Origin of the sequence: Roseivivax lentus, from assembly GCF_900156805.1 — a bacterium.
Taxonomy (GTDB): domain Bacteria; phylum Pseudomonadota; class Alphaproteobacteria; order Rhodobacterales; family Rhodobacteraceae; genus Roseivivax; species Roseivivax lentus.
The window spans coordinates 60,469-75,815 of record NZ_FTOQ01000012.1 but is presented as its reverse complement, the minus strand read 5'-3'; the positions used below and the strand labels follow the sequence as shown (position 1 = coordinate 75,815).

14 protein-coding genes are annotated in these 15,347 nt (G+C 66.5%); 10 read left to right on the top strand and 4 right to left on the bottom strand.

Annotated features, from left to right (window positions below; translation table 11 throughout):
• Positions 1 to 324: 324 nt before the first annotated feature.
• Complete coding sequence (locus tag BW990_RS16085; protein ID WP_076449592.1) at positions 325 to 1,152, top strand: hypothetical protein; 828 nt, start codon at positions 325 to 327, stop codon at positions 1,150 to 1,152.
• A 224-nt stretch (positions 1,153 to 1,376) separates the two neighbouring features.
• On the opposite strand, the gene BW990_RS16080 is transcribed toward BW990_RS16085, so the two are convergent.
• Entirely contained in the window at positions 1,377 to 2,495 is a 1,119-nt protein-coding gene (locus BW990_RS16080; RefSeq protein WP_076449646.1) for a cytochrome c3 family protein, read from the bottom strand.
• A gap of 249 nt (positions 2,496 to 2,744) precedes the next feature.
• Here BW990_RS16080 and BW990_RS16075 point away from each other — a divergent pair, with 249 nt between their 5' ends.
• From BW990_RS16075 to BW990_RS16040, 9 genes are read left to right on the top strand one after another with little or no spacing between them, the layout of a single operon-like run.
• On the top strand, positions 2,745 to 3,953 hold the full coding sequence (locus tag BW990_RS16075; protein ID WP_234990282.1) for a Na(+)-translocating NADH-quinone reductase subunit A: 1,209 nt from the start codon (positions 2,745 to 2,747) through the stop codon (positions 3,951 to 3,953).
• Positions 3,953 to 4,732, top strand: coding sequence for an RnfABCDGE type electron transport complex subunit D (locus BW990_RS16070; RefSeq protein WP_234990281.1), 780 nt, complete (start codon positions 3,953 to 3,955; stop codon positions 4,730 to 4,732). Before BW990_RS16075 ends, BW990_RS16070 begins: the two co-directional genes overlap by 1 nt.
• The gene (locus BW990_RS16065) at positions 4,719 to 5,513 is read left to right on the top strand and encodes an FMN-binding protein (protein WP_076449586.1); all 795 of its coding nucleotides are present in this window, start codon (positions 4,719 to 4,721) and stop codon (positions 5,511 to 5,513) included. Before BW990_RS16070 ends, BW990_RS16065 begins: the two co-directional genes overlap by 14 nt.
• 3 nt (positions 5,514 to 5,516) lie before the next feature.
• On the top strand, positions 5,517 to 6,182 hold the full coding sequence (locus BW990_RS16060) for an NADH:ubiquinone reductase (Na(+)-transporting) subunit D (protein WP_076449583.1): 666 nt from the start codon (positions 5,517 to 5,519) through the stop codon (positions 6,180 to 6,182).
• On the top strand, positions 6,179 to 6,793 hold the full coding sequence (gene nqrE / locus BW990_RS16055) for an NADH:ubiquinone reductase (Na(+)-transporting) subunit E (RefSeq protein ID WP_076449581.1): 615 nt from the start codon (positions 6,179 to 6,181) through the stop codon (positions 6,791 to 6,793). Before BW990_RS16060 ends, nqrE begins: the two co-directional genes overlap by 4 nt.
• Positions 6,790 to 8,013: an NADH:ubiquinone reductase (Na(+)-transporting) subunit F gene (gene nqrF / locus BW990_RS16050; RefSeq protein WP_076449578.1), complete on the top strand. Its 1,224-nt coding sequence runs from the start codon at positions 6,790 to 6,792 to the stop codon at positions 8,011 to 8,013. Before nqrE ends, nqrF begins: the two co-directional genes overlap by 4 nt.
• A gap of 5 nt (positions 8,014 to 8,018) precedes the next feature.
• On the top strand, positions 8,019 to 8,996 hold the full coding sequence (locus BW990_RS16045; RefSeq protein WP_083950661.1) for an FAD:protein FMN transferase: 978 nt from the start codon (positions 8,019 to 8,021) through the stop codon (positions 8,994 to 8,996).
• A gap of 16 nt (positions 8,997 to 9,012) precedes the next feature.
• A complete protein-coding gene (locus tag BW990_RS21100; RefSeq protein ID WP_200798062.1) occupies positions 9,013 to 9,189 on the top strand; it encodes a hypothetical protein in 177 nt (58 codons plus the stop codon).
• Positions 9,186 to 9,578 (top strand): CBS domain-containing protein, encoded by a 393-nt coding sequence (locus BW990_RS16040; protein ID WP_076449576.1) that lies wholly within the window; start codon positions 9,186 to 9,188, stop codon positions 9,576 to 9,578. The genes BW990_RS21100 and BW990_RS16040 overlap by 4 nt, the downstream gene beginning before the upstream one ends.
• 280 nt (positions 9,579 to 9,858) lie before the next feature.
• Here the strand turns inward: BW990_RS16040 and BW990_RS16035 are convergent, their stop codons facing one another.
• The 3 genes from BW990_RS16035 to BW990_RS16025 all read right to left on the bottom strand — a co-directional run bounded on the left by BW990_RS16035 (position 9,859) and on the right by BW990_RS16025 (position 15,347).
• Positions 9,859 to 13,566, bottom strand: a complete 3,708-nt coding sequence (locus tag BW990_RS16035; RefSeq protein WP_076449574.1) for a S8 family serine peptidase — start codon at positions 13,564 to 13,566, stop codon at positions 9,859 to 9,861.
• A 261-nt stretch (positions 13,567 to 13,827) separates the two neighbouring features.
• Positions 13,828 to 14,664, bottom strand: a complete 837-nt coding sequence (locus tag BW990_RS16030) for a GNAT family N-acetyltransferase (protein WP_076449571.1) — start codon at positions 14,662 to 14,664, stop codon at positions 13,828 to 13,830.
• Positions 14,661 to 15,347, bottom strand: a complete 687-nt coding sequence (locus BW990_RS16025; RefSeq protein ID WP_076449568.1) for a GntR family transcriptional regulator — start codon at positions 15,345 to 15,347, stop codon at positions 14,661 to 14,663. Before BW990_RS16025 ends, BW990_RS16030 begins: the two co-directional genes overlap by 4 nt.

Sequence of the window (15,347 nt, the reverse complement as noted above, 5' to 3'; positions counted from 1 at the left end):
AATGATGTCACATTGCGGAGTCGGACAGGAGTCGCTCCCGAAAAGCGCTGGCTTTTCAGTGCCTTGAGATTTTATCTCCGGCCCCTACCGCCGGAGCCAATCAACCTTGATTTTATTGGGTAAATTGGCGCAACACCAATTCCATTAACATCCTACTCTTGCTTGTCCAGTGGTTGTTAGCGGTGTTCTGGCCCCTCTTTCGCTCACGAAGGCGTGACCGCATGTCGCAGCTTTACAGCGATCAGTAACCCACGCAAAAAAGTTCGTTCTCGTTTCGAGTGGGCGCTAGGATAAGGTTTTACGTCATGGTGAAGGTGAAGAAGCGTGTTCGAAAGGTTCAAACAAAAACGCTCCAAAGCCAAAGCGCGCAAACGTATCGAGCAATACGACCGGAAGCACAGACAAGCGCGGCCACTTTCGGAACGTCCCGACCCCCTGCACGTCGAAGAAACCTTTGACGCATTCGTGGCTGAGTTTGGCGGCAAAAAGATTTCGGACTTGATCGAGAACAAGGCACAGGTGCCGTTAAACGCGGACTACTGGTTTAAAGTACACAACGTCATTGCGGAACTGAAAACACTGGAAGGTATTTACTCCGGCCCCGACGCTGTTAAGCAGTTAACACAAGCCTACATAGACGCCGGGTGCACAGGTTCGGAGGTTACGGGGGTGTTCTTTCGAAATGAACCCGTGCCGGAAGCTGCGGCAAAGCTCATGAGAAAGCGCGTGCGGCGCTCAATTGAGCAACGAATAAAGCAAGCTCGGAAACAACTCCGAAAATCCAAAGCTACATATGGAAACGACGACACCAAGCTGCTGATCCTGATTGCTATGGATCAGCAACCCTTGTTCGGGCACCAAACCATGCTTTTCAACTTGGCAACGATTATGGGCGACAATTACGCCGACGAACACACCGATAGCGTAATGTATATGAATCCCAACATTCCTACGAGGATTAAACCCGATGGGATGGAGTTTTCGGGCTGGTATCCGTTCTACCGCGATGATGAAGTCAACGACGAACTAAGTGATTTTGTCAACCTGCTTGGGAATAGATGGCTCAACTACTATGGAAAGCAGATCGGCGAAACGAATCCCATTTTGGAACTTGAATCCTTCGACGAAATGATGGCTGCACTTGATCGTTGAAAGGTCGCCACTCTAACCCCGTCCAAAAAAGAAACCCCGGCTACGTCGGCGCACGCAAACCGGGGCTAGTTGCCCTTGGCACTAGGGATGGTTCGTCAGGGGTGTTCGCACAGGGCCGCGACGGTTGACCGCTGATCGGCGGGAAGTGCCCACAGAGGCACCTCCAAGACGGCAACGTCATAACGCCAGAACCGCCCCGAAGCATCGCACAGCCATGCCAAACCTCAGCGACGCAAGCCGATCTCGTCGATGTCGATATCCATCGGCTCCCCCAGATCCGCCATGGAATCGTACAGCAATTCCAGAACGTATTCCGGGTTGTGGGCGTAGTTCCCGGGATCGGTGGTCACCAGCTTCCAGTTGAAGGCCGTCCGCAGGCTTCTCGGTGTCCAGGACCCGTAGGGGACCGGTGAGCCGTCCTCCATGTCGATGGCCCCGTCGCCGTTCGCATCGGAGAAGAAATAGGGGTAGCGGTTCCCGTCATAGATGACCGGCGCGCCGACAACCTCGTCGGTATAGGCGCGGATCATGTCCATCAGGCGATCGGCATTGGCATTGATGTCGGAGCGAATGCCGACGGTGGTGTTGCCGCTGCCGTCATAGCTTTGCCGGGCGATGCGGATGTCTTCGAAACGATCGGCCTGATGGCAGGTCAGACAGGGCTCGAGCGAGACCTCGAGCGTATGCGGCTCATGGCAGGAATTGCAGCTTTCCACGGGCCGCGCATGGAAGAACCGACCGGAATAGTCGCGCGCGTCGTAGTGATAGCCCGACGCGCCGTAGCCCCCCAGCCAGGTGGCGGCGGCCGTCGCGTAATGCGGGTTGATGAACCGCAATTCGGCATTGGCTTCGTCCAGCGGCAGATCGGCGATGGCCTCCTCCACGTCGATCCCGGCCGAGCGCCCCTGGTGACAGGTCAGGCAGGAGGCCTCGACCCCGGTGACCGGATGGACGAGCCCGCTTGGAAAGGTGATTTCGGTGATATCGGCGAGGCCCGCATTGTGGCAGGTCCCGCAATCGACCACGCCGCCCACATCGATCGTCCCGTCGACAACGCCGGCGGCGCTGCCATCGAGACCATGGAAATCGCGGAAGCCTTCCCCGGAATGGCAGGTGGCGCAGGCCGCGCGGATCTCGCCGTCGTCGTCCCAGTGGCTGAAGGCTTCGGACGCGGCATTGGCATGGGCGGAGCGAAACCAGTCGGCAATCGCGGCCTCGTTGCCGATGCTGATATCGGCGGGCTCGAACGGCCCGGACCGCGGCAGAACGAAGGAGGTGGTGGCGTCGTCGGGGCTGTCGCCCGCACCCGGCGCAGGGTCCTGCCCGAAACCGGAATTTGCCAAAAAAATCGCGGTCGCGAACGCGGAAAGGCCTGAGAAAACGAGGCCGGGACGTCGAATGATGCCCATTTTATCCCTCATCAAAATCAATGCAATATCTTCCAGAAAACCACTTTTGTGGTACGAATTCACCAAATTTATTTTTACTCCGCGGCGCAGGCGACAGGGCGCGCAGGCGCGGCAGGCAGGAACGTCATGGTTTTTCATGCTTCCGGAACCGGCTTGATGCCGGACATACCGTCACCGGCCGAAATGCCCGGGATCGACGAGGTCGTGACCGAGGAAGCGGCCGTTCAGACGCCTGCGGGTTCCGAACTTCGGGTGACGGCACTCGTGCGCGAAGGCGACTTCGTGCCGCGCGGAAAGCCCGTGGCCTGCCTGCGCCATCAGCCGGATATCTGCTTTGTCGCGCCCATATCGGGGCGCGTGGCGCGGATAGCGCTGGACCCGGGCAGCAAGCTTTCCCGGATCGTGCTTTTCCGCGAGGGGGACGCCCGCGCCGAACACGACATCCGCCAGGCGGACACGCCATCCGGCATGCGCCGGCTGATGCAGACCGCCGGCCTCTGGCCATGGCTCCGGCGCAGGCCTTTCGGTGGGATGCCGCGCCATGACGAACGCCCCGCCGCGATCATGGTCATGGCGGCGGATACCCGGCCTCTCGCATCCGATCCGCGCCGGGCCCTTGAGGGGCGGGAAGACGACCTTGCCCGGGGCATGGCCGCGCTGGCGACCCTGACCGACGGTCCCGTCTTTCTTCTGCAATCGAAAGGCCTCGATCTCGTCGAGAACGCCCGGGACCAGACGCGCATTCGAAAGGTGATCTGCGGCGCCCGCCATCCCCAAGGGGCCGCAGGCATCCGTCTTCACCAGCTCTGCCCCGCGGGTCTCGACACGCCGGTCTGGGACATTCACGCCGAAGACACCGCGGCCCTCGGTACCTTGCTGCGCACTGGTATCCTGCCGATGGCGCGGCTCGTCCGGATTGCCGGGCCCGCGCTGCGCGAGGCGCGAAGCGTCCGCACCCATTTCGGCGCCGATCTGCGCCAATTGACCCATCGGCTCGTCGCACCCGGACCGCACAGCGTGATCTCCGGTTCGGCGCTGGACGGTCACACCGCGCAATGGCTGGCGCCCCGTCACCGGCAGGTGACCGTTCTGCCCCGCGACACCGGCCCGGTTCAAAGGCATTGGCTGCGCGCGGCACTCACCCGCTCCGCAACGGGCACACCGGCCATTCCGACCGCCGCGCTGAGCCGGGCCTTCGGCGACACGCTGCCCGTGATGCCATTCATCCGGGCGCTGGGAGCCGGCGACGACGAGACGGCCATGAAACTCGGCGTTCTGTCGCTGCTCGAAGAGGATGTGGCCCTTGCGGATTACATCCTGAGCGCGGACGGCGCGCTCAAGGCGCAATTGCGCGGCATGCTCGACCGGATCCAGCGGGAGTTCGCAGCGTGATGCGGGGCATGTGGGATCGCGAAACCGTGGCCGCGTTGCTTATCGCGGCGCATCTGCCCATCGCGATCTTCTGGGCGTGGTTCGGAGACGCGCAGGGCGCCATCCGCCTGCTCACCGCCTTTCTGGTGATCGCGATCTGGCATCTGGTCTTCATGCTCATCCGTGCGCAACCACCGTCGCTTGCGGCGATCACGACGGCGCTCGCCATCGCGATCCTGGCACCGGAGGATCTGGGGGCCTTGCGTCTCGCGCTCGGCGTGAGCTTCGGCGTGGTGATGGGAGAGCTCGTCTTCGGCGGTTGGGGCCGCAACGTGGTGCATCCCGCGTCCGTCGCCCTGTCCTTTCTGGGCTTCGGGTTTCCCGCCTTCGCCTGGCCGGTTTTCGACGATCCGGTGGCCTGGGCCGCGATTGCCGCGGGGACCATCGGCATCGCTTTGGGCGTCATGCCCCCTGCCCTGATCCTCGGCGCCGCGATTGTCGCCGCGGGCGGCGCGGCTGCGGGCCTTTTGGCCACGGCGGATCTATACGCGGCGGGCCTCGTCCTGATCCTGCTGGTCGCCGATCCGGTCACCAGTCCCGGCACGACGCTGGGGCGCTGGCTGGGCGGCGGGCTTTTCGCGGCGCTGGTGATCCTCTTCGCCAACGGCTGGACCGGTGCCGCGCCCGTCCAGGCCGGCATCGCCGCGGCGCTTCTCACCTCCCTCGCCGCACCGCTTCTCGACGAGGCGGCGATCGCGCTCTGGGTCGCCAAACGCAGGAGGCGTCATGGCAGGACGTGACTGGAATCCGTGGCTGCGCCTCTTGGCGCTGCCCAATGACAGCCGGGCCAAGACGCTGATCGTGGCCTTTCTCGTCTCCGCGATCTGCGCGGCGCTGGTCAGCGGGGCCACCGTGTATCTGCGACCGATCCAGTCCGCGAACCGGGCCGCGGAAGAGCAGGCCCGGATCGAGGCCTTGCTGCAGGGCATCCCCGGCATCGCCCACACGCTGGAACAGGCCGAGGGCGCGCTGTCGACGCTGGTGCTGGATCTCGACGCAGGACGGGCCGCCGAGGGGATCACCAGCGACAGTCTCGATGCCGCCCTCTCGGACCCGCTGAACTGGACCGTGCTCGACGCCGAACAGGATATCGCAGGCCTCGGGCAACGCCCCGATTACATGCAGGTCTTCCTGCTGCGCGACGGCGAGGCGATCTCCCTCGTCCTGCTGCCGCTGATCGGCCAGGGCTATGGCGGGCGGATCGAGGCGATCCTCGCACTCCACGGCGATCTGAACACGATTGCCGGTCTGGCCGTCATCCATCACAGCGAAACGCCGGGCCTTGGCGGACGCATATCCGAAAGCGCCTGGCAGGCCGAATTCCCGGGCACGGAGCTGCGCGATGGCAGCGGCGATCTGCGGTTTCGCGTGGCGCGCGGGCAAGGCTCGGGCGCCTACGAAGTCGACGGCATCACCGGGGCGACGCGCACCGGGCGCGGGATCACCCAGATGGTGCGCTTCTGGCTGGGTCCGGACGGCTATGCGCCCTTTCTCGAGGCCATCGAGCGCGGGGAGTTCTGAGCCATGGCCGCGAAGACGGATTATTGGGACATCCTGACCGGGCCGCTCATCCGGCAGAACCCCGTGACGCTGCAGATCCTCGGGATTTGCTCCGCGCTGGCGGTCACGACCTCGCTGGCCACCGCGCTGACGATGTCCGTCGCCCTGACGATCGTTCTGACGCTGGCCGCGGGCATCGTCAGCGTGATCCGGCGGCATATCCCGGACACGATCCGGCTCATCGTCCAGATCGTCATCGTGGCCTCGCTGGTGATCGTGATCGACCAGGTCCTGCAGGCCTATTTCGCCGAAATCAGCCGCGCCCTGTCGGTCTATGTTGGGCTCATCACCACGAATTGCCTGGTGCTCGGCCGCACGGAAGCCTATGCGCGCCACCACAGGCCCCTGCCGGCGATGGTCGACGCCTTCGGCAATGGCTTCGGGTATTCCGTCATCCTGATCCTGCTGGGCGGGATCCGCGAATTCTTCGGAAACGGTGCGCTTTTCGGTGTGCCCGTCCTGCCGCTGGCCGATGAGGGCGGGTGGTTCACGCCGCTCAGCCTGATGCTTCTGGCGCCCTCGGCCTTCTTCCTGCTCGGGCTTCTGGTCTGGGCCCTGCGCAGCCTGCGCCCCGAACAGGTGGAAGCGCCGGAACACACCCCGCCCGCCCGCGCGGAGCCCGCGGAATGACCGATCTCTGGGCGCTTTTCCTCAACGCGGCCTTCGTCGACAACATGCCGCTGATCCTGTTTCTGGGGCTCTGCACGTTCCTCGCGCTGTCGCGCCGGCCCGAAGCCGCGCTGGGTTTGGGCGTTGCGATGACCTGCGTTCTGGGCGTGACGGTCCCGCTCAACCAGATCATCTACCAGACGCTTCTGGCGCCTGGCGCATGGGCCTGGCTCGGTCTGCCGGAGCTCGACCTCTCCTACCTGTCGCTGATCGCCTTCATCGGCGTGATCGCCGCGGCGGTGCAGCTTCTCGAGATGCTGCTCGACCGCTTCCTGCCGGCGGTGCACGCGGCCTTCGGCGTCTTCCTGCCCCTTCTGACCGTTCAATGCGCGATCCTTGCGGGCAGCCTGTTCATGGTGGAGCGCAGCTACACGCTGGCGCAATCCGCCGTCTTCGGCCTCGGCAGCGGTGTCGGCTTCGCAATCGCCGTGGTCATGCTGTCCGCGATCCGCAACCGGCTGGCCTATGCGGATATGCCGGCCGGGTTGCGCGGCCTCGGGATCGCCTTCGTCCTGACCGGGCTCATGTCGCTCGGATTTTCCTCGTTCGCGCAGATGGCGGCGACGCAATGACCGAGGTCCTGATCGGCAGCCTCGTGATCGTCGCGCTCATCGTCGGGATGTCGATCGGCCTAGTCCTCTTGCGCCGGACGCTCATTCCCGAGACCGGGCTCGACGTGGCGGTGAACGGCGCGCGGCATGTGGTGGCCCGGCGCGGCGACAAGCTCCTCGGCGTGCTGCACGGGGCCGGCATCATGGTCCCGGCGGCCTGTGGCGGGTCCGGAACCTGCGGCCTCTGCCGCGTGACCGTCACCGGTGCGGGCGCCGGCGAACCACAGGCGACCGAACGCGGGGTGCTTTCCCCACGGGATCGCCGGGCGCATGTGCGCCTCGCCTGCCAGACCAGCCTGCGGGGCGATTGCGCAGTTGAGGTGCCCGACGACATTCTGACCGCAGAGGGCGGCATGTCCTGCCGGGTCGCCTCGACGCGGATGCTTGCGCCGCTGATCCGCGAGATCGTCGTCGCGCTGCCCGAGGGCCGGTCGCCGGACTTCGAGGCGGGCGATTTCATGCAGGTCACCGCGCCGCCCTTCACGCTCGATTTCGAGACGCTCGAGCTGCCGGAGGAATTCCGCGACGCATGGAAGATCGCGGGCTGGCAATCCATGTCGGTCACTTCGGAGACCTCCGTGACCCGCGCCTATTCGCTGGCGAACCGCCCCGAGGATAGCGGCCACGCGGTCTTCAACATCCGCCTCGCCGTTCCCCCGCCGGGCCGCGAACAGGAGGTCCCGCCCGGGATCGTGTCGTCCTGGTTGTTCGCGATCGAGCCGGGCGACGAGATCATGCTCTCGGGGCCGTTCGGCGAGTTCCACATCCAGCCCACGGGCCGGGAGATGGTCATTGTCGGCGGCGGCGTCGGCATGGCGCCCCTGCGGGCAATGATCCATCAGCAGATCGCGAGAGGTACCAACCGTCGCGTCCGGTATTTCTACGGCGCGCGGTCCGCCGCGGATCTTTTCTATGCCGACGAGTTCACCCGGCTCGCGGCGGAGAACGCGGCCTTCAGCTGGACGCCCGCGCTGTCCGATCCGGCCCCGGGCGACCGGTGGACCGGGGCCACCGGCTTCGTGCACGAAATCCTCGGCGCCGAGATGCGCGATCATCCCGCGCCCGAAGAATGCGAGTATTATCTCTGCGGGCCGCCCGTTATGATTTCGGCGGTCCTTGCCACGCTGCACCGGCTCGGGGTCGAGCCGGACATGATCTATTACGACGATTTCGGAGCCTGAGACCGATGACACGCTCCTTTACACAGACGAGACGCGGCGCGCTGGGGCTCCTGGGCGCATCGCTGGCCCTGCCAGCCGCCGCCTTCGCGGGACCGCCGGTCGAGGTCGTCTCCGGCGCGGCCTTCGGCAGTTCCTGGCGCGCTGTCGCGGCGCCTGCTCTGCGGTCCGCCGATCTTCGCCCTTTGTTCGAGGCGCTCTTTGCCGAAATCGACGCGGCGCTTTCGCCCTGGCGTCCGGAAAGCGCCATCAGCCGCTTCAATGCGGCGGAGGCAGGCGAGCCGAACGCCGATCCTGCGCTGATCGAGGTCACCCGCGCGGCGATGCGCCTTGCCCGCCTGAGCGACGGGGCCTTCGACCCGACCGTGGGACCGCTGGTCGCGCAATGGGGCTTCGGACCGATCCGGGGCGGTGGCGTGCCCGGCTGGCGGGACATTTCCGTCGGCGCCAGCGGTGTCGGGAAGACCCGGGGGGACCTGACGCTCGATCTTTGCGGCATCGCGAAAGGCTGGGCGCTGGATCGGGTGGCCCAACACGCGCGCGCCCTCGGGCGCACCGATCTTCTGCTGGAACTCGGCGGGGAATTCATCGCCCTCGGCCGGCATCCCGACGGGCGCGACTGGCATCTGGCGGTGGAGCCGCCTGTGCCGGGCGGGCCGATCCCTGCGCGCTTGCGCGTTCCGGACGGACACGCGGTGGCCACCTCCGGGACCCGCGCACAGGGATATGTCGTGGACGGCCGACTTTACAGCCACCTCATTGACCCGAAAACGCAAAGCCCCGTCGATGGCGCCCTGCGGTCGGTGACCGTGGCCGCCGAGGATGCGATGTCGGCCGATGGATGGGCGACGGCGCTCTTTGCCGCAGGCGATGTGGCAGGCCCCGAACTTGCCGCGTCCCGGGGCATCGCGGCCCTGTTCCTGTTCGAGGAGTCCGGCGGTCCAGGCCGCGTGACCACCGGCCACATGCCGGAGCTGTTGTTATGAGCCGGAGCGCCCGCTGATGGAGATCCTCTTCGCCATAGGGGTGGTGACGCTGGCGGCGGGGGGCCTCGGCCTCGGGCTTTTCCTCGGGCGCGGCCCGGCCCGGTCGAGCTGCGGCGCCGCCGACCGGCTCGCCATCGGGCGCTGCGCGGATTGTCCCCTGCGCAAACGCGCGGAAACCGGGGGCGCGCGATGACCGAATACCGCATCGGCGCCATCATGCGCACCGACATTCCGACCCTGACGCCGGACACTCCGATCCGGCGGGCCGTCGCGGTGCTGGTCGATGCCAAGGCCGCCGCGGCGCCGGTTCTGGCGGATGACGGACGCCTCGTCGGCATCCTGACCCAGAAGGACTGCTTCCGCCCGGCCCTGCATGCCAGTTACCACCGCGAATGGACCGGCCAAGTTGCCGACCACATGTCGACCGAGGTGATCTGCGTGGACATCGAGGACGAGGTCATCCGCGTGGCAGAGAAGTTCGCGACCCATCCCCACCGCGTCTTTCCCGTCCTCGATCAGACGCGGGTCGCCGGTGTGCTGCACCGCTCCGATGTTCTGGCGCTGCTGACGCGGTTCGGATGAGGTGGCCCGAGGCCTTGCCGCAGACTTCCGCGCGGTGAGCGGTCGCTTTGCGTGAAGCCGCGGGGACTGCTCAGGCCGAGAGCACTGATCCTGTGAAGTCAAATCGGCCCGCCGAAGATCCGCCAAGGCACATCGGACCCGAAGTGCCCCTGTGGTCGCGGCCTCACGGCTCCGGGCCGGAAAAATCGCCTCACGCAAAGGCGCCTCAAATCCCAACCTCTTCCCGCAAAAGAAAACGCCTCCCGGCCGAAACCGGAAGGCGTTCGCGCCGGGGCGCGTCTCAATTCGAGACGAAGGACCCCAGCGCCTCGCGGGTCATCAGGCCTTCGGGGCGGGCCTGGGTCGCGCGAATATGGGTCTGGTAGAGACCGGGCTGCGGCACCGCGACCATGACCGAGAAGATGCCGTCATTGGCCTGCGCGTCGCCGTTCGTGCCGTCGTCCAGAAGCTCGATCCCCGTGGGTTGCGGCGGGATGCGGAACCGGCCCTGCAGCTGCGCCAGCAATTCGGGGCTGAGCTGCAGCTCCGCCGCGCGCCCGCGCAGAAGGCCCAGCACGTCCTCGTTGATGCTGAGCCGCGGGTCGATCGAGAGCATCTGGTCCTCGGGCATGTCCGCCATCGGATCGGCGCTGTCCATGGTCCCGCGCAGACGGCCCGGCTGCACGGTGATCGTGGGTGAGGCGAGCAGGCCGCCGCCGGTGATGCGATCCCTTCCGCGCACCGGCCGGTCCGGGTCGAAGCGCCCGTCGGTGATCGCGTCCAGCTTTTCGCTGTCGCCCGACGAGGGCCTGTTCGGGCGGATATTGGCGAAGATGCGCACGCCCTTGCGCAGAAGCTCGCCCCCCTCCACAAGCCGGGCGGTCAGAAGCGCCTTACCGCCGCCCGCCTTGCTGTCGCTGCGCAGCGTGACGCCGCTGTCCGAAAGGACCACGACCTTGGCGACGTCGTCCGTTGCGCCGGTATTGCGCATCGAAAGCCGCCAGGTCCCTTCATGCATCACCTGATCCTCGTTGCCGGCGATGCAGGCATAGGGCAGCTCGATCCGGACAAGCGCGTAGCCCGTACCGGTCGCCATGTCGAAGCCTTCGTGCTGGTCCATCGGCACCCGGCAATCCTTGGCCGGACCGAAGAGCTGCAGCGCGATCTTGCGCGCCTGGGGCTCGTTCCAGAAGGTCGCGAAGGTGATCGCGCGGTCGGCCTTGGTCGCGAGGATGTTCTGGTCGGCCCGGCCTCCCGGCGGCATCGGGTAGTCCGGATCGACGATGATCGTCTCGTCCGCGGCCAGCCCGCCCACCACCATGAACAGCTTGGCTAGCTGGCCCGCCTGCAGCCCCTGTTCCTCGAGATGCACGCCGTCATGATTGGCTGCGACGCCCGGCAGCACGGTCGAATCCACATCCGTCCCATAACCGATGGAGAAAAAGCGCGTGGGATCCGCCATCAGCGTGTCGATGGCAGTGACATCCGATCCGGTGGGCCGGTTGTGCCGCCCGTCCGAGAACAGCACCACCACGTCGTCGGAATTGGTGGCGTTCGGCCCGGCAAGCTGGCCCACCGCATCGTCCACCCCGTCGATGATATTGGTAAAGCCCCCCGCCGACAGGTTGCCGATCGCGGTGCGCGCATTCCCCGCCGAGGTGGCATCGAGGCTCTGCAGCCCGACCACAGGCACGGTCGATGCGACGGCGCTGTCGAAGGCGGTGACACCCAGATTGTGCCCGCCCACAAGCGACATGTAATCGACGAAGGCGCGCGCGGCATTCTGCATCGCCGCCATCTTGGTCAGCCCCGTCGTGGCCGAGGGCAGGATCATCGAGCCCGACTTGTCGAGCACCATCATGATGTTGGCCTTCGGCCCCGCGATGGGCCCGGTATCGGGCGTGATCGGCCCCGCGATGGCAAAGCGCTGGGCCCCGAGCGCAAGGCTGCCGGGCTTGGCGGTCACCCGGGCGAGCCACGTGCCCGCGGCGGGATTGAGCACCGACACCTGCTCGACCGGGTTCAGCGCGTCGTCGCCGCCATTGCGCACCGCCGCCTGGATCGGGTTGGCCGGGTTCAGCGTCCACGGGTTCACGGCCGCACCACCTCCGGGCGGAATGAGCCGCAGATCAAGGTCGTTCACAAGTTCCGGCCCGGCCCCTGTCGGCGTACCCGGAAGGTCCATCCATGCGAGCGTCACGTGCATTTCAGGCTCGCCTGCGGGCACCACGAAGGGAAATTCCCAGGCCCCGCCTGCACCCGTCGCGGTCAGCGTGCCTTCGGCAAAGCCCGGCCCGCCCGGCCGGCGCAGCAGGTCGACCGCGGCCTGCGCATCGGCGATGCCCCAGCCGGTGGCGAAATCGGGGCCGACCTGCGCCTGCCCCGTGCCCGCCACGTCGCGGGCGGTCTGGATCAGGATCGCCTTGATCGCGGCGGCGGAGGGAAGCGGCAACCCCTGATCCGCGATCTCCTCGAAGAGAAGCGCCACGATCCCGGTGACCGCAGGGGTCGACATCGACGTGCCCTGCGTCGTGAAGGTGCCGGTATCGGTCTGCGGCCCGGTGGCGTCGCCCAGCGACAAGACATTGGTGCCGTTGGCCACGAGATCGGGCTTCAGCCGCCCGTCATCGGTGGGACCGAAGCTCGAGAAGTTGGCGATCAAGGCACCGCCATTCATCGCCCCGACGGTGATCGGGTTCTTGGCCGAGGCCCGCGGCCCGAGGCAATCGGCATCGAAGGCGGCGCTGCCCTGGTTGCAATCGTCCGGGTTCGGCCCGGCGCCCGGACCGTCATTGCGGTCGTTGCCCGCCGATTTCAGCACCACGAGGTCGGTCGCGGGAACGCTGACGCCATCCCCGGCGATCACCTGATCGAACCCGACCGACAGGTTGGTGTAAGAGCCGAAGGCCGCCTGCGAGCCGAAGACCAGGCCTGCATTGTCCCAGCCGATCCCAATCCCGTAGGAATGGTTCGACGCGACGATCCGGTTCGCGGCGCCGGGGGCGGCCGCCACGGCCATCTCAGCCGCGTCTGAGGCCGCATCCCAGGACAGGATGGTGACCGCCGGCGCCATGCCTTCCGCGGCGGGATTGTTGACGCCCGAAGCACCGATCGTGCCGGTGACGTGCAGCGCGTGGCCATCCTGGCTCGCGGTCTGGCCCGGCTGCACCGTGACGCGCGGGGTCAGGTCCACATGGGTGGCGCGCACGACGTCATTCGCTTCCCACACACCCACGGTCACACCCGCGCCGGACAGGTTGTACGGCGCTACCTGCACGTCATCGACATTGGACAGCGGCTGGGTGTTGTTGCGGTTGTTGTCGATCACCGGCGCCGCTTCGGGTTCGATGAACTGCACGATATCGAGGTTGGCGACACTCAGCAGCTCGTCCGCGGTCAGCGGCACCGTCAGCGACCGCACGTAGGAAAAGCCGAGCGGATCGACGCGGTCGATCTCCAGCTCCGCCACATCCGAGAGCGTGCCGACGGCCTCGTCCGCCGTGACGCCCTTGTGGAACAGAATGGAATAGCCCAGCTCTTCCGAGCCGTCGCGCCGCTGCCAGTCGAACGGCGTCTCGAGCGAGATCAACGGCGACACCTTGGCGGCGGCCGGGATGATGGCGGCGGCGCTGATATCCTCGCTCTGATCGAGCAGATCCGCACCGGCGCGGTCGGTCCGGGCGATCCAGATATCGGCGTCGAACCGGTCGATGATCTCGAGGCCCTGCTCTGCCAGACGGTCGCGCAGGATACCCGTCAGGGGCTCGGCCAGCCGCACCAGCACATGCGCGCGCGCTTCGCCGCCGAACTCCGCCCGGGTTTCGATACGGCGCGCGACGGCCTCGTCGAGATCGAGGGTTTCGGTGTCCTCGACCTGCTGGAACAGCTCCGCCAGGTTGCGCGGCGGCTCGCGCAGATCGGCAAAGGAATCCTGCGCCAGCGCATGGGCGGGGATGAGCGTCAGACAGCACAGCAGGGCCGCAAAACGCGGATGAGATAAATACGTCATAAAAATTTCTCCGGCTCAAATAATGCTGCCGAGGATACAACGAAAGCGTGCGCAAGTCATCCCGGCAAACCTGAGGTTGTGGACTTTCGGAGAAGCCCTTGGCGGTGTTTGCAAATCGTTTGCCGTTTTCCGGTTCGGGTTCTCGATGGCAGGTGGTGCGGGCGGAAATGGGCGATCCGACTCACCCCTGGCCTTTTCGACAGCGCCCGAGGATTTCGCGGCAGCCAACGACACCGCCGCGCGAATTCGCGCCTTGCCCGCCTAACCCAGCTCCAGAGTCGCGACCGCGTGCAGCGTCCCATCCGTCCCGGGTGCGGGGCCGCGATACATCCGGGCGGTGGCGAAGCCCTCCGTGAACCCGTGCGCACGCAAGAGCGTGCCGAAGGCCGGGGCGCTGTCTGGCACGTCGATGATCACCGACGTCTCGCCCAAAGCGGACGCCGCCTGTCGCGCGAGCGCGAGGGCCGTCTCGGCATCCGGCGCAATGACCGGCCCGATCTTGGCCCCTTCTCGGCAGCGCCGCGCCGTGGCGAAGCCCGTCACCTCGGCACCTTCCCCGCGTAGCATCACCGTCTTGCGCGTCGGACGCTCCGCCAGCCAGGCGCGCAGAAAGCGATCCCGCGTCACACCCGTCGCCGCCGCATCGCGCAAGGCCAGCGGCGGGAGGTCGTCCGGCCCGACCAGCGGCAGCGTCACATTCTCGCTCTCGAAATGCCCGGCCAGACGGCGCGTCCGTCCGGCCAGCACGAAGCCCGACTTGGCATAATTGCCCTCCTGCGCGGCGACGCCGTCGAGGCCGATCGTCCGCGTGCCCGCATGAGCGACGCCATGTTGCCACAGCCCGAATCCGATCCCGCGCCCGCGAAATTCCGGCGTGCAGAGATAAAGCCCGAGGAAGGAGAATTGCTCGGAATGGTTAACCACGGAAATCGCGGCGACGACCCGGCCCTCCATCTCGGCCACGAAGAAGCCCGCGGGATCGGCCGCAAAGAAGGCCTCCGCATCCTCCAGCCCCGGGTTCCAGCCCTCCGCCGCGGCCCAGTCGAGCATCTGCACCACGTCGTCCGGCGTCGCGGTGCGGAACCGGGCCCCGGTCATTTCTTGAGCGCTTCGCGGAGCGAGGTGGCGGGCTCCGCCACGTTGCGAAGATCGAGCGAGGCCACGAGATCGAGCAGGTGGCTCTTCATCAATTGCTCCGCGGCGGCGCCGTCGCGCTGCTCGAACGCTTCCAGAAGCGCGTGATGCGCTTGCGTTTCGCACAGGGCCGCCCGTCTGCGCCAATAGAGCGCGATGATGAGCGAGGAACGGGACACCAGCTCAGAGATGAACGCCTCGATGGTGGTCTGGTCGGCGATGCGGGCGATCTCCAAGTGAAATTGCCCCGACAGGAACAGCGCACGCCCGTCATCCCCGGCCTGCATCGCCGCATGTTCCTGCACGATGCTCTCGCGCAGCCGCGCAAGCGCGGGTTCGGTCATGCGTTCGGCGGCGGAATGCGCCGTGCGCGGCTCCAGCAAGGCGCGCGCCTCGAACACTTCGCGGGCCTCGCGCACGCTGGGCTGGGCGACGAAAGCGCCGCGATTGCGCTTCAGCTCGACAAGACGGCGATGGGACAACGCGTGAAGCGCCGCGCGTACGGTGGTGCGGCTGATGCCGTAGGCCTCGCCCAGCTCGTCCTCGCCAAGCTTGGTGGCTGGCGGCAGACGATGCTCATGGATCGCCCGCTCCAGATCCGCGGCGACGCTGTCGCTGGTCCATTGCTTGAGATCCAAGCCTGTCAT

Bases quoted from the DNA above. Each gene is read 5' to 3' on its own strand.
- BW990_RS16075 (WP_234990282.1), top strand. From the start codon at position 2,745: ATGCCCGGGATCGACGAGGTCGTGACCGAGGAAGCGGCCGTTCAGACG.
- BW990_RS16070 (WP_234990281.1), top strand. From the start codon at position 3,953: ATGCGGGGCATGTGGGATCGCGAAACCGTGGCCGCGTTGCTTATCGCG.
- BW990_RS16065 (WP_076449586.1), top strand. From the start codon at position 4,719: ATGGCAGGACGTGACTGGAATCCGTGGCTGCGCCTCTTGGCGCTGCCC.
- BW990_RS16060 (WP_076449583.1), top strand. From the start codon at position 5,517: ATGGCCGCGAAGACGGATTATTGGGACATCCTGACCGGGCCGCTCATC.
- nqrE (WP_076449581.1), top strand. From the start codon at position 6,179: ATGACCGATCTCTGGGCGCTTTTCCTCAACGCGGCCTTCGTCGACAAC.
- nqrF (WP_076449578.1), top strand. From the start codon at position 6,790: ATGACCGAGGTCCTGATCGGCAGCCTCGTGATCGTCGCGCTCATCGTC.
- BW990_RS16045 (WP_083950661.1), top strand. From the start codon at position 8,019: ATGACACGCTCCTTTACACAGACGAGACGCGGCGCGCTGGGGCTCCTG.
- BW990_RS21100 (WP_200798062.1), top strand. From the start codon at position 9,013: ATGGAGATCCTCTTCGCCATAGGGGTGGTGACGCTGGCGGCGGGGGGC.
- BW990_RS16040 (WP_076449576.1), top strand. From the start codon at position 9,186: ATGACCGAATACCGCATCGGCGCCATCATGCGCACCGACATTCCGACC.
- BW990_RS16035 (WP_076449574.1), bottom strand. From the start codon at position 13,566: ATGACGTATTTATCTCATCCGCGTTTTGCGGCCCTGCTGTGCTGTCTG.
- BW990_RS16030 (WP_076449571.1), bottom strand. From the start codon at position 14,664: ATGACCGGGGCCCGGTTCCGCACCGCGACGCCGGACGACGTGGTGCAG.
- BW990_RS16025 (WP_076449568.1), bottom strand. From the start codon at position 15,347: ATGACAGGCTTGGATCTCAAGCAATGGACCAGCGACAGCGTCGCCGCG.